Source organism: Micromonospora sp. CPCC 205561 (assembly GCF_036906775.1).
In the GTDB taxonomy this organism is placed as follows: Bacteria; Actinomycetota; Actinomycetes; order Mycobacteriales; family Micromonosporaceae; genus Micromonospora.
Genome location: NZ_JBAKHV010000035.1, coordinates 20884 through 35592, shown reverse-complemented (window position 1 = coordinate 35592; position 14709 = coordinate 20884). Strand labels below are relative to the sequence as shown.

12 protein-coding genes are annotated in these 14709 nt (G+C 74.4%); 4 read left to right on the top strand and 8 right to left on the bottom strand.

Annotated elements, in window-relative coordinates; translation table 11 throughout:
* Window positions 1–47: 47 nt before the first annotated feature.
* On the bottom strand, window positions 48–1463 hold the full coding sequence (gene ngcE / locus V6V16_RS18750; RefSeq protein ID WP_334563785.1) for an N-acetylglucosamine/diacetylchitobiose ABC transporter substrate-binding protein: 1416 nt from the start codon (window positions 1461–1463) through the stop codon (window positions 48–50).
* A 195-nt stretch (window positions 1464–1658) separates the two neighbouring features.
* Here ngcE and V6V16_RS18745 point away from each other — a divergent pair, with 195 nt between their 5' ends.
* A complete protein-coding gene (locus tag V6V16_RS18745; protein WP_334563782.1) occupies window positions 1659–3098 on the top strand; it encodes an acyltransferase family protein in 1440 nt (479 codons plus the stop codon).
* 87 nt (window positions 3099–3185) lie between these two features.
* Here the strand turns inward: V6V16_RS18745 and V6V16_RS18740 are convergent, their stop codons facing one another.
* Entirely contained in the window at window positions 3186–3992 is an 807-nt protein-coding gene (locus tag V6V16_RS18740; RefSeq protein ID WP_334563780.1) for a hypothetical protein, read from the bottom strand.
* 31 nt (window positions 3993–4023) lie between these two features.
* Window positions 4024–4893: a hypothetical protein gene (locus V6V16_RS18735; protein ID WP_334563778.1), complete on the bottom strand. Its 870-nt coding sequence runs from the start codon at window positions 4891–4893 to the stop codon at window positions 4024–4026.
* 101 nt (window positions 4894–4994) lie between these two features.
* Here V6V16_RS18735 and V6V16_RS18730 point away from each other — a divergent pair, with 101 nt between their 5' ends.
* Entirely contained in the window at window positions 4995–5969 is a 975-nt protein-coding gene (locus tag V6V16_RS18730) for a hypothetical protein (protein ID WP_334563776.1), read from the top strand.
* Between the two features lie 26 nt (window positions 5970–5995).
* On the opposite strand, the gene murD is transcribed toward V6V16_RS18730, so the two are convergent.
* Window positions 5996–7342 (bottom strand): UDP-N-acetylmuramoyl-L-alanine--D-glutamate ligase, encoded by a 1347-nt coding sequence (gene murD / locus V6V16_RS18725; RefSeq protein ID WP_334563775.1) that lies wholly within the window; start codon window positions 7340–7342, stop codon window positions 5996–5998.
* Window positions 7343–7431: 89 nt separating this feature from the next.
* On the opposite strand from murD, the gene V6V16_RS18720 reads away from it, so the two are divergent.
* The gene (locus V6V16_RS18720) at window positions 7432–8781 is read left to right on the top strand and encodes a hypothetical protein (RefSeq protein ID WP_334563773.1); all 1350 of its coding nucleotides are present in this window, start codon (window positions 7432–7434) and stop codon (window positions 8779–8781) included.
* Window positions 8782–8804: 23 nt separating this feature from the next.
* Here V6V16_RS18720 and V6V16_RS18715 read toward each other — a convergent pair whose 3' ends face one another.
* Together V6V16_RS18715 and V6V16_RS18710 are read right to left on the bottom strand one after the other, a co-directional pair.
* Entirely contained in the window at window positions 8805–10613 is a 1809-nt protein-coding gene (locus V6V16_RS18715) for a PucR family transcriptional regulator (RefSeq protein ID WP_442934107.1), read from the bottom strand.
* 126 nt (window positions 10614–10739) lie between these two features.
* Window positions 10740–11162, bottom strand: coding sequence for a MarR family winged helix-turn-helix transcriptional regulator (locus tag V6V16_RS18710; RefSeq protein ID WP_334563771.1), 423 nt, complete (start codon window positions 11160–11162; stop codon window positions 10740–10742).
* Window positions 11163–11247: 85 nt separating this feature from the next.
* On the opposite strand from V6V16_RS18710, the gene V6V16_RS18705 reads away from it, so the two are divergent.
* Complete coding sequence (locus V6V16_RS18705; protein ID WP_334563769.1) at window positions 11248–12243, top strand: quinone oxidoreductase family protein; 996 nt, start codon at window positions 11248–11250, stop codon at window positions 12241–12243.
* 119 nt (window positions 12244–12362) lie between these two features.
* Here the strand turns inward: V6V16_RS18705 and argG are convergent, their stop codons facing one another.
* Window positions 12363–13814, bottom strand: coding sequence for an argininosuccinate synthase (argG, locus tag V6V16_RS18700; RefSeq protein WP_334563767.1), 1452 nt, complete (start codon window positions 13812–13814; stop codon window positions 12363–12365).
* A gap of 63 nt (window positions 13815–13877) precedes the next feature.
* Entirely contained in the window at window positions 13878–14690 is an 813-nt protein-coding gene (locus tag V6V16_RS18695; RefSeq protein ID WP_334563765.1) for a TrmH family RNA methyltransferase, read from the bottom strand.
* Window positions 14691–14709 lie beyond the last annotated feature (19 nt).

Genomic DNA, 14709 nt, shown 5'->3' with positions numbered 1-14709 from the left:
GCCCGGTGGGGGCGGGGTGGTCCACCCCGCCCCCACCGGCCGGGGTGTCAGGCGGCCCGCTTGTACTTCTTGATCGAGCTGTCCTGGGCGATCGAGTCCGCGCCCTTCTGGCACTGGTCGAGGAACTCCGCCGGGCCGATCCGGCCGCTGAAGAACTCGCCGCACGCGGCGTCGACCAGGTTGCGCTCCAGCTTGCGGTAGTAGTTGTTGTAGACCCAGTTGAAGCCGTTGCTGCCGGATGCCTCCAGCGCCTTCACCACCGTGTTCAGCCCGAACGGCAACTCGACGCCCTCGCTGGCGCCGGCCACCACGGTCAGGCTGGAGACCTTCTTGGTGAAGTCCTGCGCGCCCTTCTTGCTGAGCATGACCCGGAAGAACTCCAGGCCGCCGGCGAGGTTCTTGGCCTTCGCCGGGACCATGAACGGCTCGCCGGCGGTGCCCCGGACGGCCTCGAACGGCAGCTTGTCGCCGCTGCCCAGGCTCGGGGTCGGCTGGACGGTCATGTTGAACCCGGCCGGGGTGACGTCCTTCTGCTCGCTCTCCAGCCAGGAACCACAGGAGATGAAGGCCGCCTTGCCCTGGCACCACGCGGTCTGCGACTGCTTGTGGTCGAGGCCGGGCGAGCCCTCGAGGATGAACTTGTCCTTGACGATCTGGTGCCAGGCGTCGGCCGCGGTCTTCATCGCGTCGGACTTCCAGGCGTTGGGCTCCAGGTTGTCGATCGCCGTGGCGACCGAGGGGCCGCCGAACTTGATCGCGGTGGAGATCAGCGGCCAGCTCATGTAGCGCGGGTGCAGGCCCGCGTACGTCCAGGGGGCGATGCCGGCGGCCTTGATCTTCTTGCACAGCGCGATGTGCTCGTCCCAGGTCTTGGCGTACTCCCACTTGCGCTCACTGAAGAGCTTGGTGGAGTGCCAGATGCCGTAGACGGTGTAGGTGTAGTTCATCACCAGGAACTTGCCGTCGTACGAGCCGACCTCGACGGCGCCCGGCAGCAGGGTCTCCTTGACCGTCTTGCCCGGAATGTCGAGGCTCGGGGCGGCGAGCAGCTCGCCCAGGTCCGCGATGGCGTTCTGCGACACCAGGCCGTTGAAGTCGATCTGGTTGGCACCGGAGTTGTTGACCACGTCCGGCGGGGTGTTGTCGACGAAGCGCGGCTGGAGGGTCTTGGCGATCTCCTGCGTCGCCGAGTGGTTGATCTTCGCCTTCGGGTACTTCTCGGTGTACATGGCCTCGTGGGCCTTCGCGTACTCCTCACCGAAGCCGCCGTTGAAGATCACCACCTCGAGAGGCGCGTCCTCCTTGACCCCGAGCGGGTTCTGCTCGCTCTTGGTGCCCTTGTAGGTCTCGGCATCGCCCTTGTCGTCGCCACCGCCGGTGGCGCAGCCGGCCAGCAGACCGGCGGCGGGGGTGGCCAGCAGACCGGCGGCGGCGCTGCGCCGCAGGATGTCACGCCTGTTCATGGTCTCTCCTCGGATGATGTCCGGGCGGCCGCCGGATGGGGGAAAGCGACCGCCACACGAGGCACAGGGGGAATTTGTCTTCAGTTCGCAATATGTTGCTGAAGAATTTCTACGGCAGCCGGGCGCGGACTTCAACCCCCGGGGACCGAACCGTTATCAGCACCGGCCAGTCCACGCCTGACGTACCCTCGGGCCATGCGCCGCCTGCGGCAACTCGCCGCGCGCACCCCCGCTGGTCGGCAACGTTACGTCGACCTGCTCCGGGCGCTCGCCATCGGCATGGTCGTTCTCGGCCACTGGGCGGTCGCCGCGATCGGCGAGGATCCCACCGGGCGCCCGACGGGGCGCTCGGCGCTGCCGGAGCTGCCCTGGGCGTACCCGCTCACCTGGGTCGCCCAGGTCATGCCGATCTTCTTCCTGGTCGGCGGGTACGCCAACGCCGCCTCGCTGGCCGCCCGCCGGGCCGCCGGCGTCGACGCCACGACCTGGCTGCTCGACCGGGGCGCCCGGCTGCTGCGCCCCACGACCGCGCTGCTGCTGGTGATCGCCGTCGGTGCCGCGCTCGCGTCGCTGGCGGGCGTCGAGGCGACGCTGGTGCGTACCGTCGGCTGGTTCGCCACGATCCCGCTCTGGTTCCTCGCCGCCTACCTGATCGTGGTGCCGCTGACCCCGGCGATGCAGGCCCTGCACCGGCGCTTCGGCCTGCTCGTCCCGGCGGCGCTGGCCGCGCTGGTCGTCGCCGGCGACGTGGGACGGGCGCTGGGCCCGGCCGAACTGGCGCTGCCGAACTACGTCTTCGGTTGGCTGGCCGTGCACCAGCTCGGCCTCGCCTGGCGCGACGCCGACGCCGGGCGGCCCGCCCCGCACGGGCCCCGGTCCCGCCCGCTGCCGCTGTCCCGGCACGCGGGCGCGGCGATGCTGCTGGGCGGCCTGGCCGCCACCGTGCTGCTGACCACCGTCGGGCCGTACCCGGTGAGCATGCTCAACGTGCCGGGCGAACGCCTGGACAACGCCGCCCCGCCCAGCCTCGCCCTGCTGAGCCTGACCGTCGCGCAATTCGGCGCCGTCCTGCTGCTGCGCGCACCGGCCGAACGCTGGCTGCGCCGCCCCGGCCCCTGGCAGGCGGTGATCGCGGTGAACGCGGTCGTACTCACCGTCTTCCTCTGGCACCTGGCGGCCGCGATCCTGCTGGTCGGAGCGCTGGACGCGGCCGGGAAGCTGCCGACCCCGCCGGTGGGCTCGGCCGCCTGGCTGGCCTGGCGGGTGCCCTGGGTGCTGATGCTGACCGTGGTGCTGGCCGCCCTGGTCGCCGTCTTCGGCCCCGTCGAGGCCCGCACCGGCCGCGCTGGCAGCGCCGAACGCGGCGACAGCGCCGGGCGCCAGGGGGACGCCCGGCGGGCCGGCGACGGGGTCGCGTCGGGCCGCGCGCCGGCCGGCCGCGGGTGGCGGGCCACCGGGCGCGCCGCGCTCACCGCCGCCGGTTTCGCCGCGGTGGTGTACGCCCTGGTGGTCAACGCGGAGACGCCGAGGTCGGCACCCGAGCCGCTGGGGGTGCCGGCGCCGGCACTGGTGGCGTACCTGGCGGGCGCCGGCACCCTGCGGCTGCTCAGGTCTGGGTGGGGAAGCCGAGGTTGACCCCGCCGTGCCGGGGGTCCGGCCAGCGGCTGGTGACCACTCTGCTGCACGCCGGCGCGGTCGACGGCGTACGCCGGCGCGCGGAGCTCAGCGTGGACGGCCTGGACTGGCCCGGGTACGCCGAGCCACTGGCCCGGATCGCGGAGCTGGTGGCCGGGGCCGGGTGAGCCCCGGTCGCGGCCACGGCGGGCGCAGGTGCAGGGCGGCGGCGAGCAGGGCGAACCCGGCCCACCCGCCGGCCAGGGCGACCACCGGCGACAGCCCCTGGAGGTAGTGGTGGCAGGTGAGGAAGCCGACCAGGGCGAGGCTGTTGCGGGCGAAGTGCCGGCTGAACTCGACCAGCTGGCGCCGGGCCTCGACGGCGACCAGCACGCCCGAGTAGGGGAACGTCACCACCATCCCGCGCAGCAGCTGGCCGAGCAGCCCGGTGAGCAGCGCGCCCCCCAGGATGAGCACCAGCTTGGCCGGGGCGGGCAGGGCGTCGCGGCGGGCGTCGACCGACGCGTCGGCGGGAGGCGCGACGCGCCGCGCGCGGCGGCGCAGCGCCACCATCGCCGCCAGCCAGAGCAGCACCGTGCCGGCCAGCGCCGGTTCGAACGGCACCGGCACGGCCAGCAGCCCCGCGCTCAGCCCGACGTACGCGGCCACGCCGGCCAGGTCGGCGAGGAGGATCGGCCAGCCCCACCGGTGGTGGGTCAGCGCCACGGTGACGAAGAAGAGGTTGAGGCCGAGCACGCCGAGCAGCTGGGCGCCGTCCACCCGGTGGCCGGTGGTGGCCAGCGCGAGTGTCATCGGCAGCGGCAGGCTGTAGACGAGGGCGCGCAGCCGCACCGAACGGATCAGGCTGACCGTCCAGACCACCGCCGTCACGAGCAGGACGGCACCCCACGTCATCGCCGGCCCGCCCCCGGCCCACCGCGCTCGCTCACCGGTACGTCGCCTCCCGCGCGCAGGCCGCGAAGGCACCGCGCAGCCGTTCCAGGTCACCGGCGTTGACGGAGAACTGGTTCAGGCTGATCTCGCCGTGCGCGCTCATCGTCGGCTCCCAGGCGCTGGTCGCGTCCCAGAGGGCCAGGTTGACGTGCAGGTCGGGCCGGACCGCGCCCCAGCGCAGCAGGCCCACCCGCACCCCCGCCCGCCGCTGCGTCTCGACCAGCTCGGAGAGCTCGTCGGAGATCCCCGCGTGCACGAAGACGCGGGTGATCCGCACGCCCCGTTCGAGCGCCCGCAGGTTGGCCGCCCAGTAGCCGCGGCCGACGTCGCCGCGCCACCAGCTCAGCTCCCCGCGGGGCCGGGGCACCACGTGGGTCACCGCGTCCATCGACCGGACACACCCGCGCAGCCCGGCGAAGAGGTCCTCGTAGTCCTCGCCCGGACGGATGATCCGGCCGGCCCGCAGCTGCTCGGTCTCGGCCCGGAACCGCTCGAAGCGGCGGCGGGCCTCCTCGGCCACCCGGGAGCCCGGGTGCGCCTCCACGGCCTCCCGGGCGGCGGTGACCAGCGACGGGACCGCCTGCACCAGCCACGGCGGCCCCTCCAGCAGCGTACGCAGGTGGAACCGGCGCTCCGCGCGGGCCAGCGAGTCCACCAGCAGCGAGATGGTGATGCCCATCAGCCCGGCCAGCAGCGACTCCACGCCGGTGGCGGCGTTGGTGAGGTCGAGCGTGACCGACAGCGAGACCGACAACGCGATGCCGATCAGCGCCACGGGGTCGGTGTGCGCGAGCAGCCGGGCCAGCCCGCCGGCGGAGCCCGCCCGCCCCCGGGGCCGCCTGCGGAGCACGTCACCTGCCATGGGCAACCTCCGGTGTCGGTGATGCCACCCAGCGTATTGCCGCTCCACAAAGGCGGTCCGTCCCGACCGTCGCCGCTGCGCGCCGCCGGTACGATCCGGCGGTGCGAAGCGGTCAGGTGGAGCTGCCGACCGGCGCGGCGGGCACCGGGGCGCTCGCGGCCGGCGTACGGGCCTGGGCGGGCTCGGCGCCGCTGCGTGCCCTGGTCGCCCGCTTCGGCGGCGACTGGCCGGGCGGGGACCTGGCGGCGGTGCTCGCCGGCCTCGACGACTTCTCGGCCCGACACTGGGACTTCCGGGGCGGCCGGGAACGCCCGGACGCCCGGGAACCGGTCCTCGATCCGGCCACCGCCCGGCTCGTGCTCGCCACCGCCGCCGCGCTCGGCATGGTCCGCCCGGCGGCGCCGCCCCGGCCCGGGTACGCCCACCTGGTCGTGCTCGGCGGGCTGGCGCACGCCTGCCAGCGCCGGGTCGCGTACGCGGCGCACCTGCTGCGCGCCGGCATCCGGGTCACCGGGGAGGTGGCGGTGCTGGGCAGCTTCCGCCCGCTCTCCCCGCCCGAGTGCGCGGCCCTGGACGCCGCCGGCGTACCGCCCTGCGACACGGAGGTGGCGGCGCTGGACGCGGCGGCGCGGCGCGAGTTCGCGGTGGCCGCCCCGGCCGAGCAGGACGGCCGGGACGCCGGCCACCCGCACCGTTCCTGGTCCTCGCGCACCTACCGGCCAGCGGGCGGCCCGCCGGTCCGGGTGCTCGCCGCCCCGTCCGGCGACCCGACGCGCCGCCGCGCGCACACCGCCGACACCCAGCGGTTCTGGGCCGAGCACGTCCGGCTGGGCGCCGGCGAGCCGGTGCTGGTGGTGACCGCCCCGATCTACGTGCCGTTCCAGCACTGCGACGCGTTGCGCACCCTCGCCGTGCCGTACGGCTGCGAGGTCGACACCGTCGGCGTCGACCCGGCCCTGCCCGAGCTGGCGGGGCTGCCCGAGCCGACGCTCACCCCGGGCCGCTACCTCCAGGAGATCCGCTCGGCCATCCGGTCCGTGCGGGCCCTGCACGCCGCCCTGCCGCCCACGGCGTAGGACCGCCGTGGCCCGGGCGGCCGGCGTCAGCCGGCCGTGTCCCGGACGGCCTGGGCGAAGACCTCGGAGCGGTGCTCGAAGTTGCGGAACCGCCCGTAGCTGGGCGCCGCCGGGGAGAGCAGCACCACCCCGCCGGCCGGGGTCAGTTCGCGGGCCCGCCGGACGGCGTCGACGAGGTCGTCGACCACCTCGGTACGCACCTTCGGCAGACCGGCGAGCGCCGCCACGATGCGGGGGCCGCTGTCGGGGATGCCGAGCACGGTCAGCTCGCGCTCCGCGAGGTGCTCGCGCAGCGGCGCGTAGTCCAGACCCCGGTCGGTGCCGCCGACGATCACCGTCAACGGCCGCCCCTCGTACGCGTCGATGGCGTGCATGGCCGCGTACGGGCTGGTGGCGAGGGTGTCGTCGACGAAGGTCAGGCCGGACGGGTCGGCGATCTCGGTGAGCCGGTGGGCCAGCCCCTGGAACTCGGCGACGGCCACGGCCAGGGTGTCGCGGCGGGCCACCACGTCCACGCCGAGCGCGTCGAGCACGGCCAGGGCGACGCAGAGGTTGCCCTCGTTGTGCCGGCCGACCAGCGGCAGCACCGCGCGCGGGAAGAGCGGCCGGTCGCCGAGGTGGAACCAGGGCGTGCCGTCCGCGCCGCCGGCCACGTGGGCGGTGTCGGGCAGGCCGGCGCGCACCGCGGCGCGGTCGCCCAGTTCGAGGGCGAGCCTCGGGTCGGCGCCGTTGACCACCACGGTCCGCGGCCCGTGCGCCAGCAGGTTGAGCTTGTCCCGGTAGTACTCGCGCTCGCCGCCGTGCGCGTCGAGGTGCTCGGGGAAGAGCGAGGTGACGACCGCGACCCGGGGCGAGTCGGTCAGGTCGCTGCACTGGTAGCTGGAGAGCTCCAGCACGTACAGCTCCGCCTCCGGCAGGTCCAGCGTCGGCACGCCGATGTTGCCGCCGAAGACGTTCGGCCGGTCGACGGCGGCGAGTAGGTGGCTGATCAGGCTGGAGGTGGTGCTCTTGCCCTTGCTGCCGGTGACGCCGACGGTACGCGCGGCGTGATCGGCCATCCACAGCGCGGTGCCCTGGGTCACGGTCGCGCCGCGTCGGCGCAGCTCGACCAGCCACGGGTGGGTCTGCGGCACACCGGGCGAGCGGACCACCACGTCGGCGGCGGCCAGCCGGGCGAAGCCCTCCTCGCCGGTGACCAGCGGCGCCGCCTCGGCCAGCGGCCCCTCCCAGGGCAGGCTGAGGAAGTTGGCGCTGTCGTCGACGGCGACCAGGTCGGCCGGGCCGTGCGCGGCGATCGCGGTCACCGCGGCCCGCCCCTCCCGGCCGGCCCCCCAGACGGCGACGGTACGTCCGCGCAGGTCAGACAGGCGCACTGGTTCTCCTCGGCGGTGCTCGGCGGCGGTGCGGGGGCGGGTCCGACGCAGCCGGACACGGCCGGACGAACCAGGGCCTAGTATGGCGTGTGCCCAATGAGCAGCTGCGGCGGATGGACGCCTTCACCTTCCCGTCCTACTCGATCGACCTCGCCACCGGGGAGGTGCTCCTCGACTACGCCCTCACGGGTCCGGGCGGCGAGCAGCGGTTCACCGAGGTGGTCACCCTCCCGCTGCCGGACGCGCCGCCGTCGGACGAGACCGTCGCCACCCTCGGCCGGGTGCTGGAGCTGTTGCACGTGGTCGCCGGCGTCAGCTACTACAAGACGGCCGCGCCGCGCCGCCTGGTGCTGCCGGCGCCGCTGGGCACGGCCGCCGCCGAGCTGGTCACGGCCGTCTACACCGAGGGCCTCGCGGAGTACGCGTACCGCAACCAGCTGCCGCACGTGCTGGAGCTGCGCCCGGAGGTGCCGGCCGGCACGGTCTCCCCGGCGCGGGAGTACGACGACTCCGACCGGCGCCCGCTCTCGGCGGTGGGCGGCGGGAAGGACTCCATCGTCAGCCTCGAGGCGCTGCGCCGGGCCGGCCTCGACCCGGTGCCGTTCTCGGTCAACCCGAACCACGTGATCGTGTCGGTGAACGAGGCGTCCGGGCTCACCCCGCTCGCCGCCCGGCGGCGCATCGACCCGGTGCTGTTCGAGCTGAACGCCGCCGGGGCGCTCAACGGCCACATCCCGGTCACCGCGATCAACTCGCTGATCGCGGTCGCCACGGCGGTGCTGCACGGCCTGGGCCCGGTGGTGATGTCCAACGAGCGGTCGGCGTCGGACCCCAACCTGGTCTGGAACGGCCACGAGATCAACCACCAGTGGTCCAAGGGCGTGGCGGCGGAGGGGCTGCTGCGGGCCGCGCTGGCGGAGCACGCCGGGCTCACCGAGCCGTACTTCTCGCTGCTGCGCTCGCTGTCGGAGCTGCACATCGCCCGGCTGTTCGCCGGGATCGACCGCTACGACGACGTGGTGACGAGCTGCAACGCCGCGTTCAGGCTCCGCGACGCCAGCGAGCGCTGGTGCCGCGACTGCCCGAAGTGCCGGTTCGTCTTCCTGGCCATGGCGCCGTTCATGTCCCGCGAGCGGATCGTGCACATCTTCGGCGGCGACCTGCTCGCCGACCCCGCGCAGGTTCCCGGCTACCGGGAGCTGCTCGGGGTGGACGGGCACAAGCCGTTCGAGTGCGTCGGCGAGGTGGAGGAGTCGGTGGTGGCGCTGAGCCTGCTCGCCGAGCAGGACCAGTGGCGCGACGCCCCGGTCGTCCGCGCCCTCGTCGACGCGGTGCCCGAGACGGCCTGGTCGGCCGCCGCCGCGTCCGACGTCTTCACCCCCGGCGGCCCGAACCACGTCCCGCCGCCCTACGCCAAGGCCCTCGCCGCCCTGAGCTGATCCGGCACGGTCCGGGACCGGGTTCAGCGGGCGCGGATGGAGTCCAGGGCCAGCAGGGCGACGTGGAGGGAGAGGCAGGCCTCCACCGAGTCGAGGTCCACGTCGAGGACCCGGCGGATGCGGGCCAGCCGCTCGTAGAACGCCGGGCGCGACAGGTGTGCCGCGCCGGCCGCCGCCGACTTGTTGCGGCCCTGCTCCAGGTACGCGCGCAGGGTGCCCAGCAGCTGCTCCCGGGGGTGCTGCGCGTCGTAGGTGAGCAGCGCGCCGAGTTCCCGCTCGACGAAGGTCTGCAACCGGGGCTCGTCGCGCAGCAGGTGCAGCAGCCCCGCCAGCCCGACGTGCGGCAGCCGGAAGATCGGCAGGTCCCGGCGGTCGCGACGGGCGGCGTCGGCGACCTGTCGGGCCTCGATCAGCGAGCGGCGCGCCTCGCGCAGGCTGCCCACCCCCGAGCCGGCCGCGATGAGCACGGCCGCACCCGCCGGCCGGGTAACCCCGTTCGTCCGCCCGTTGGACCGGGACGGAGCGTCGGCGCCGGCGTCGGGTCGGGTCCGGCGCAGCGCGGTCGCGAACGCCGCCAGCGCCCGTTCCTCGGCCGCCGGCTCGGTCAGGGCGAGCAGCACGCCGACGGCGTGGTCGTCGACGGCGCTGGACAGGCCGGTCAGCTTCGCCTCGTGCAACGCCTGCCCGACCGCCTCGGCGAGATCGCGCAGCCGCGCCGGGCCGGCCTCGGGGCCACCGCCCGCGCCGGGGTCGCCGGGGTGCCCCGCCTCCGGGGCCGGGCCGCCCTCCCCCGCGGGTTCGTCGCCCCGGTGCCGCACCACGACCCCGACCAGGTGCCGCCGCTCCAGCACCACGCCGAGCGCCCGGGCCCGCAGGGCGACCTCGTCCACCGGCCGCGAGTGGTCGAGCAGTGCGGTGAGCAGCGTCCCGTGCAGCTGCCGCTCCAGCCCCTCGGCGTCGCGCCTGATCAGCCGGCCCAGGGCCAGCGTGGAGGCGGCCCGTTCGACCAGGATGGTCAGCCTGGTGGGCGGGACGACGGGCGGGCCGGCGCCGTCCGTGCCGCCCTCCCCGGCCGGACCGGGCACCCGCCGTCCGGCCGCCAGGTCGCTCCCGGCCGGCCAGCGCAGCAGCAGCCGGCCCCAGTCCTGCCCCCGGGCGCCGACGGCGGTCACCAGCCAGCCGTTGTCCCCGTCGTACGCGGTCCGGCCGGCCGGCCGGACCCGGCGCGAGTACTGCTCCCAACCGTCGAGCAGCAGCTCGGCGCTCTCCCCCGCCGGGTCGTACGCGAGCACCTGCCGGGAGAGGTTCTCCAGCACCACCGGGCAGCCGGAGAGCTCGGCGGCCTGCCGCACGACCTCGCCGGGGCCGGCGCCCTCCACCGACAGCTCGGTGAAGCGCTGGTGGATCTCCTCCGTCGCCCGCAGCTCGGCCAGCTGGGCGTCCACGATCAGACCGTGCACGGCCTCGGTGATCCGGACGAACGGGGTGGCCCGCCGCAGCTCGACCAGGGGCAGCCCGCGCCGCTCGGCGGCGGCGGCCATCACCCGGGGCACGCCGCTGACGTAGCGTCGGCCCAGCTCGACGACCAGGCCGGAGACGCCCACGTCCGCCAGGTCGCCGATGAAGGCGCGCACCCCCGCGTCGTCGGCGGGCAGCCCGATCCCCGTCGTGAGGACCAGCTCGCCGCCGCCGAGCAGCGGGGCGATGTCGGGCACCTCGGTCACGTGCACCCAGCGCACCGGACGGTCCAGCCCCACGTCCCCGGCGACCAGGCGGGGAGCACCGTGGCGGACCGGGTCGAGCGCGAGAACCTCACGGACGGTAGGGAACACGGGCGACACGCTACCGTCCGTGACGTCGTTTCCGCACGGGCGGCAGCTCGGCCAGATTCGACCGGCCTGCCACGGCCCGCGTGAAGCGCCGGGTAGAGCGTGACGGGGTGCGGCCGGAGGCGGGGGTCAGCCCAGCGCCTTGCGCAGCAGCGCCGTCAACTGGTCCTGCTCGTCGGGTGAGAGTCGTCCGACCGCCGTGCGGGCGAAGGTGAAGGCCGCGGCGAACCGCTTGTTGACCTCGTCTCCCCGGGGGGTTCTCCCGACGAGCCGGGCGCGGCGGTCCCGGGGGTCCGGCTCGCGGGCCACGAGGCCGAGCGCTTCGAGACGCACGACGATCTGGGTGATGTTGGAGGCATCGCAGCCCAGTTCCTCGGCCAGGGCGCCCATGCCCCGTCGCTCGTCGAGCCGCCCGAGCACACATGCCTGCGCCGGGCTGAGCGACAGCTCGGCTGCCGCCGCCTCGTAGGCGCGGTCGTACACGTCGACCAGGTCGAACAGGACGGCCTCGGCCTCGGACGAGGTGGTCACGGGTCCGTTCGGCAGCGCCATGTCCGCAGCCTAGCCGAGTTGTTTGATTCACTCAAATACCTGTGGTCCAATGATCCTTGATGCACTCAAGCAACGAGGGGGGCCGATGGAGAGCAGAGTCGAGCGCACAACGGGCGGCGCGGGCGTGCCGCGGATGGACGCGGTCGTCCTCGACCGGTTCGGCGGAGTCGACGAACTCTCGTCGCGCCGGATACCGCTACCGCGGGTCGGCGACGACGACGTCCTCGTCCGGGTGGAGTTCGCCGGGGTCGGGTCCTGGGACGCGGACGAGCGGGAGGGGAACTACGACGGCGTCTTCGGTGTCGCGTCGACCTTCCCCTACGTCCTCGGCTGGGACGCGGCGGGCACGGTGGCCGCGGTCGGCCGCGACGTCACGCGGTTCGGCGTGGGCGAGCGGGTCTACGCCGCGACGATGCCGGTGCCGCGTGGTGGCTCCTACGCCGAGTACGCCGTCGTCGAGGCGGAGTTCGTGGCTCGCGTGCCCGACCGGCTGCCGACCGGACAGGCCGGCGCGATGGCCTGGGACGCCCTGACCGCACTGAGCGGTCTCGATCTGCTCGACCTGCGGCCGGGCGGGACGCTCATGGTCTTCGGGGCCAGCGGGGGCATCGGGCACATGGCCGTGCAGCTGGCGCGGCACAGCGGCATCCGGGTGCTGGCCGTGGCCTCCGGTGACGACGGGGTCGCCCTGGCCCGGCGGCTGGGCGCCGACGACGCCGTCGACGGTCGCAGAGACGACGTGTTGGCTGCGGCGTTCGAGTTCGCACCGGGCGGGCTCGACGCCGCTCTGGTCACCGTGGGCGGCGAGGTCGCCGAACGATCTCTCCGCGCGATCAGGAAGTCGGGACGGATCGCCTGGCCGAACGGTGTGTCGCCCGCGCCCGTGACGTTGCCGGGCGCGACGCTGTCCCACTACGACGGGGATCGGAGCCGCACCGCCACCGATCGGCTGAACGCGATCATCGAGGCGAGCTCCTTCGAGGTCCACGTCGCCCGGACCTTCCCGTTGGAGCGGGCCGGGGACGCGCATCGCGCCCTCAACGACCACTACGTCGGGAAGCTGGCCCTCAGGGTCGGGTAGGACGCGAGCGACGCGGCCCGAGGGCTCTCCCACCGAGGGGGCCCTCGGGCCGCGTGACGCCCACCTGCCGGCGTCGCGGGGCCCTCCCGCCGAGGGCCCTCGGGAACGTCCGGCGACGCTCAGTCGACGCCGAACTCCATCGCGGCGCGGTCGAGCGCCGCGTCGTCGGCGGAGGAGACGCCCCGGGAGGCGATGGCCTCCGCGCCGCCCTGCGGCATCGCGCCGATCAGCCCGGTCGAGGCGGCCTGCGCGGCGCCGACCATCCGCTGCGGGGTCGCGCCGCCGACCATGCCGAGGGTCGCGTACTGCTCCAGCTTCGCCCGCGAGTCGGCGATGTCCAGGTTGCGCATGGTGAGCTGGCCGATCCGGTCCGACGGACCGAACGCCGAGTCCTCGGTGCGCTCCATCGACAGCTTGTCGGGGTGGTAGCTGAACGCCGGGCCGGTGGTGTCGAGGATCGAGTAGTCCTCGCCCCGGCGCAGCCGCAGCGTCACCTCGCCGGTGACCGCCGTGCCGACCCAGCGCTGCAACGACTCGCGCAGCATCAGCGCCTGCGGGTCCAGCCAGCGCCCCTCGTACATCAGGCGGCCTAGGCGGCGCCCCTCGTTGTGGTAGTTCGCCAGGGTGTCCTCGTTGTGGATGGCGTTGACCAGCCGCTCGTACGCGGCGTGCAGCAGCGCCATGCCGGGCGCCTCGTAGATGCCCCGGCTCTTGGCCTCGATGATCCGGTTCTCGATCTGGTCCGACATGCCCATGCCGTGCCGGCCACCGATGGCGTTGGCCTCCAGCACCAGGTCGACGGGGCTGCCGAACTCCTTGCCGTTGATCGTCACCGGGCGGCCCTGGTCGAAGCCGATCGTGACGTCCTCGGTCGGGATCTCCACCGACGGGTCCCAGAACCGGACTCCCATGATCGGGTTGACCGTCTCGATGCCGGTGTCGAGGTGCTCCAGGGTCTTCGCCTCGTGCGTGGCGCCCCAGATGTTGGCGTCGGTCGAGTACGCCTTCTCGGTGCTGTCCCGGTACGGCAGGCCGCGCGCGAGCAGCCACTCCGACATCTCCTTGCGCCCACCCAGCTCGGTGACGAAGTCGCTGTCGAGCCACGGCTTGTAGATGCGCAGCTGCGGGTTGGCCAGCAGGCCGTAGCGGTAGAACCGCTCGATGTCGTTGCCCTTGAACGTCGAGCCGTCGCCCCAGATCTGCACGTCGTCGGAGATCATCGCCCGGACCAGCAGGGTGCCGGTCACGGCCCGGCCCAGCGGGGTGGTGTTGAAGTACGCCCGCCCGCCCGAGCGGATGTGGAAGGCCCCGCAGGTCAGCGCCGCCAGCCCCTCCTCGACCAGGGCGGCGCGGCAGTCGACCAGCCGGGCGACCTCGGCGCCGTAGCTGAGCGCGCGGCCCGGTACCGAGCCGATGTCGGGCTCGTCGTACTGGCCGATGTCGGCCGTGTAGGCGCAGGGGACCGCGCCCCTGTCGCGCATCCACGCGACCGCGACCGAGGTGTCGAGGCCGCCGGAGAAGGCGATGCCGACACGTTCGCCGATGGGCAGGGAGGTGAGAACCTTGGACACAGGGAAGATTATGCACCTGCTCGCATGGGCATGCAAACTGTGCCGGCAGAGGCGCGCCTCCGGTCAGGGCAGCGGGTCGTCGCGGCCCAGCTCCCAGAAGGCGACCGCGGCCGCGGCAGCCACGTTGAGGCTGTCCACTCCTCGCCGCATCGGGATGACCACGCGCACGTCGCTGGCCGACTGGGCCGCCGCGGTGAGGCCGGGCCCCTCGGCCCCGAGCAGCAGCGCCGCCCGGTCGCGCTGCGTCGCGGTGAGGCGCTGCATCGGTACGGCGTCCGGGGCCGGCGTCATGGCGAGCACGGTGAAGCCCGCCGCCCGCACCTCGTCCAGGCCGGCGGGCCACCGGTCGAGCCTGGCGTACGGCACCGCGAAGACCTCCCCCATGCTGACCCGCACGCTGCGCCGGTACAGCGGGTCGGCGCAGGACGGCGACAGGAGCACCGCGTCGACGCCGAGCGCGGCGGCACCCCGGAACACCGCCCCGAGGTTGGTGTGGTTGTTCACGTCCTCCAGGATCACCACCCGCCGGGCCGCCGCCAGCACCTCGGCGGCGGTCGGCAGCGGCGTGCGGTGGAACGACGCAAGCACGCCCCGGTGCACGTGGAAGCCGGTGGCCCGCTGAAGCACGTCCTGGGTGGCGGCGTAGACCGGCACGTCGCCGGTGTCGAGGTCGGCGAGCTGGTCGAGGCGCTTGGCGTCCACCAGGTACGACCGGGCCGGGTAGCCGGCCCGCAGCGCCCGGCGCAGCACCAGCTCGCCCTCGGCGATGAACAGGCCGTGCGGCGGCTCCCAGCGGGTGCGCAGCTCGACGTCGGTCAGCGCGCGGTAGTCGGCGATCCGGTCGTCGTCGGGGTCGGTGATCTGGTGGGTGGGCACCCGTCGATTCTGCCGGACG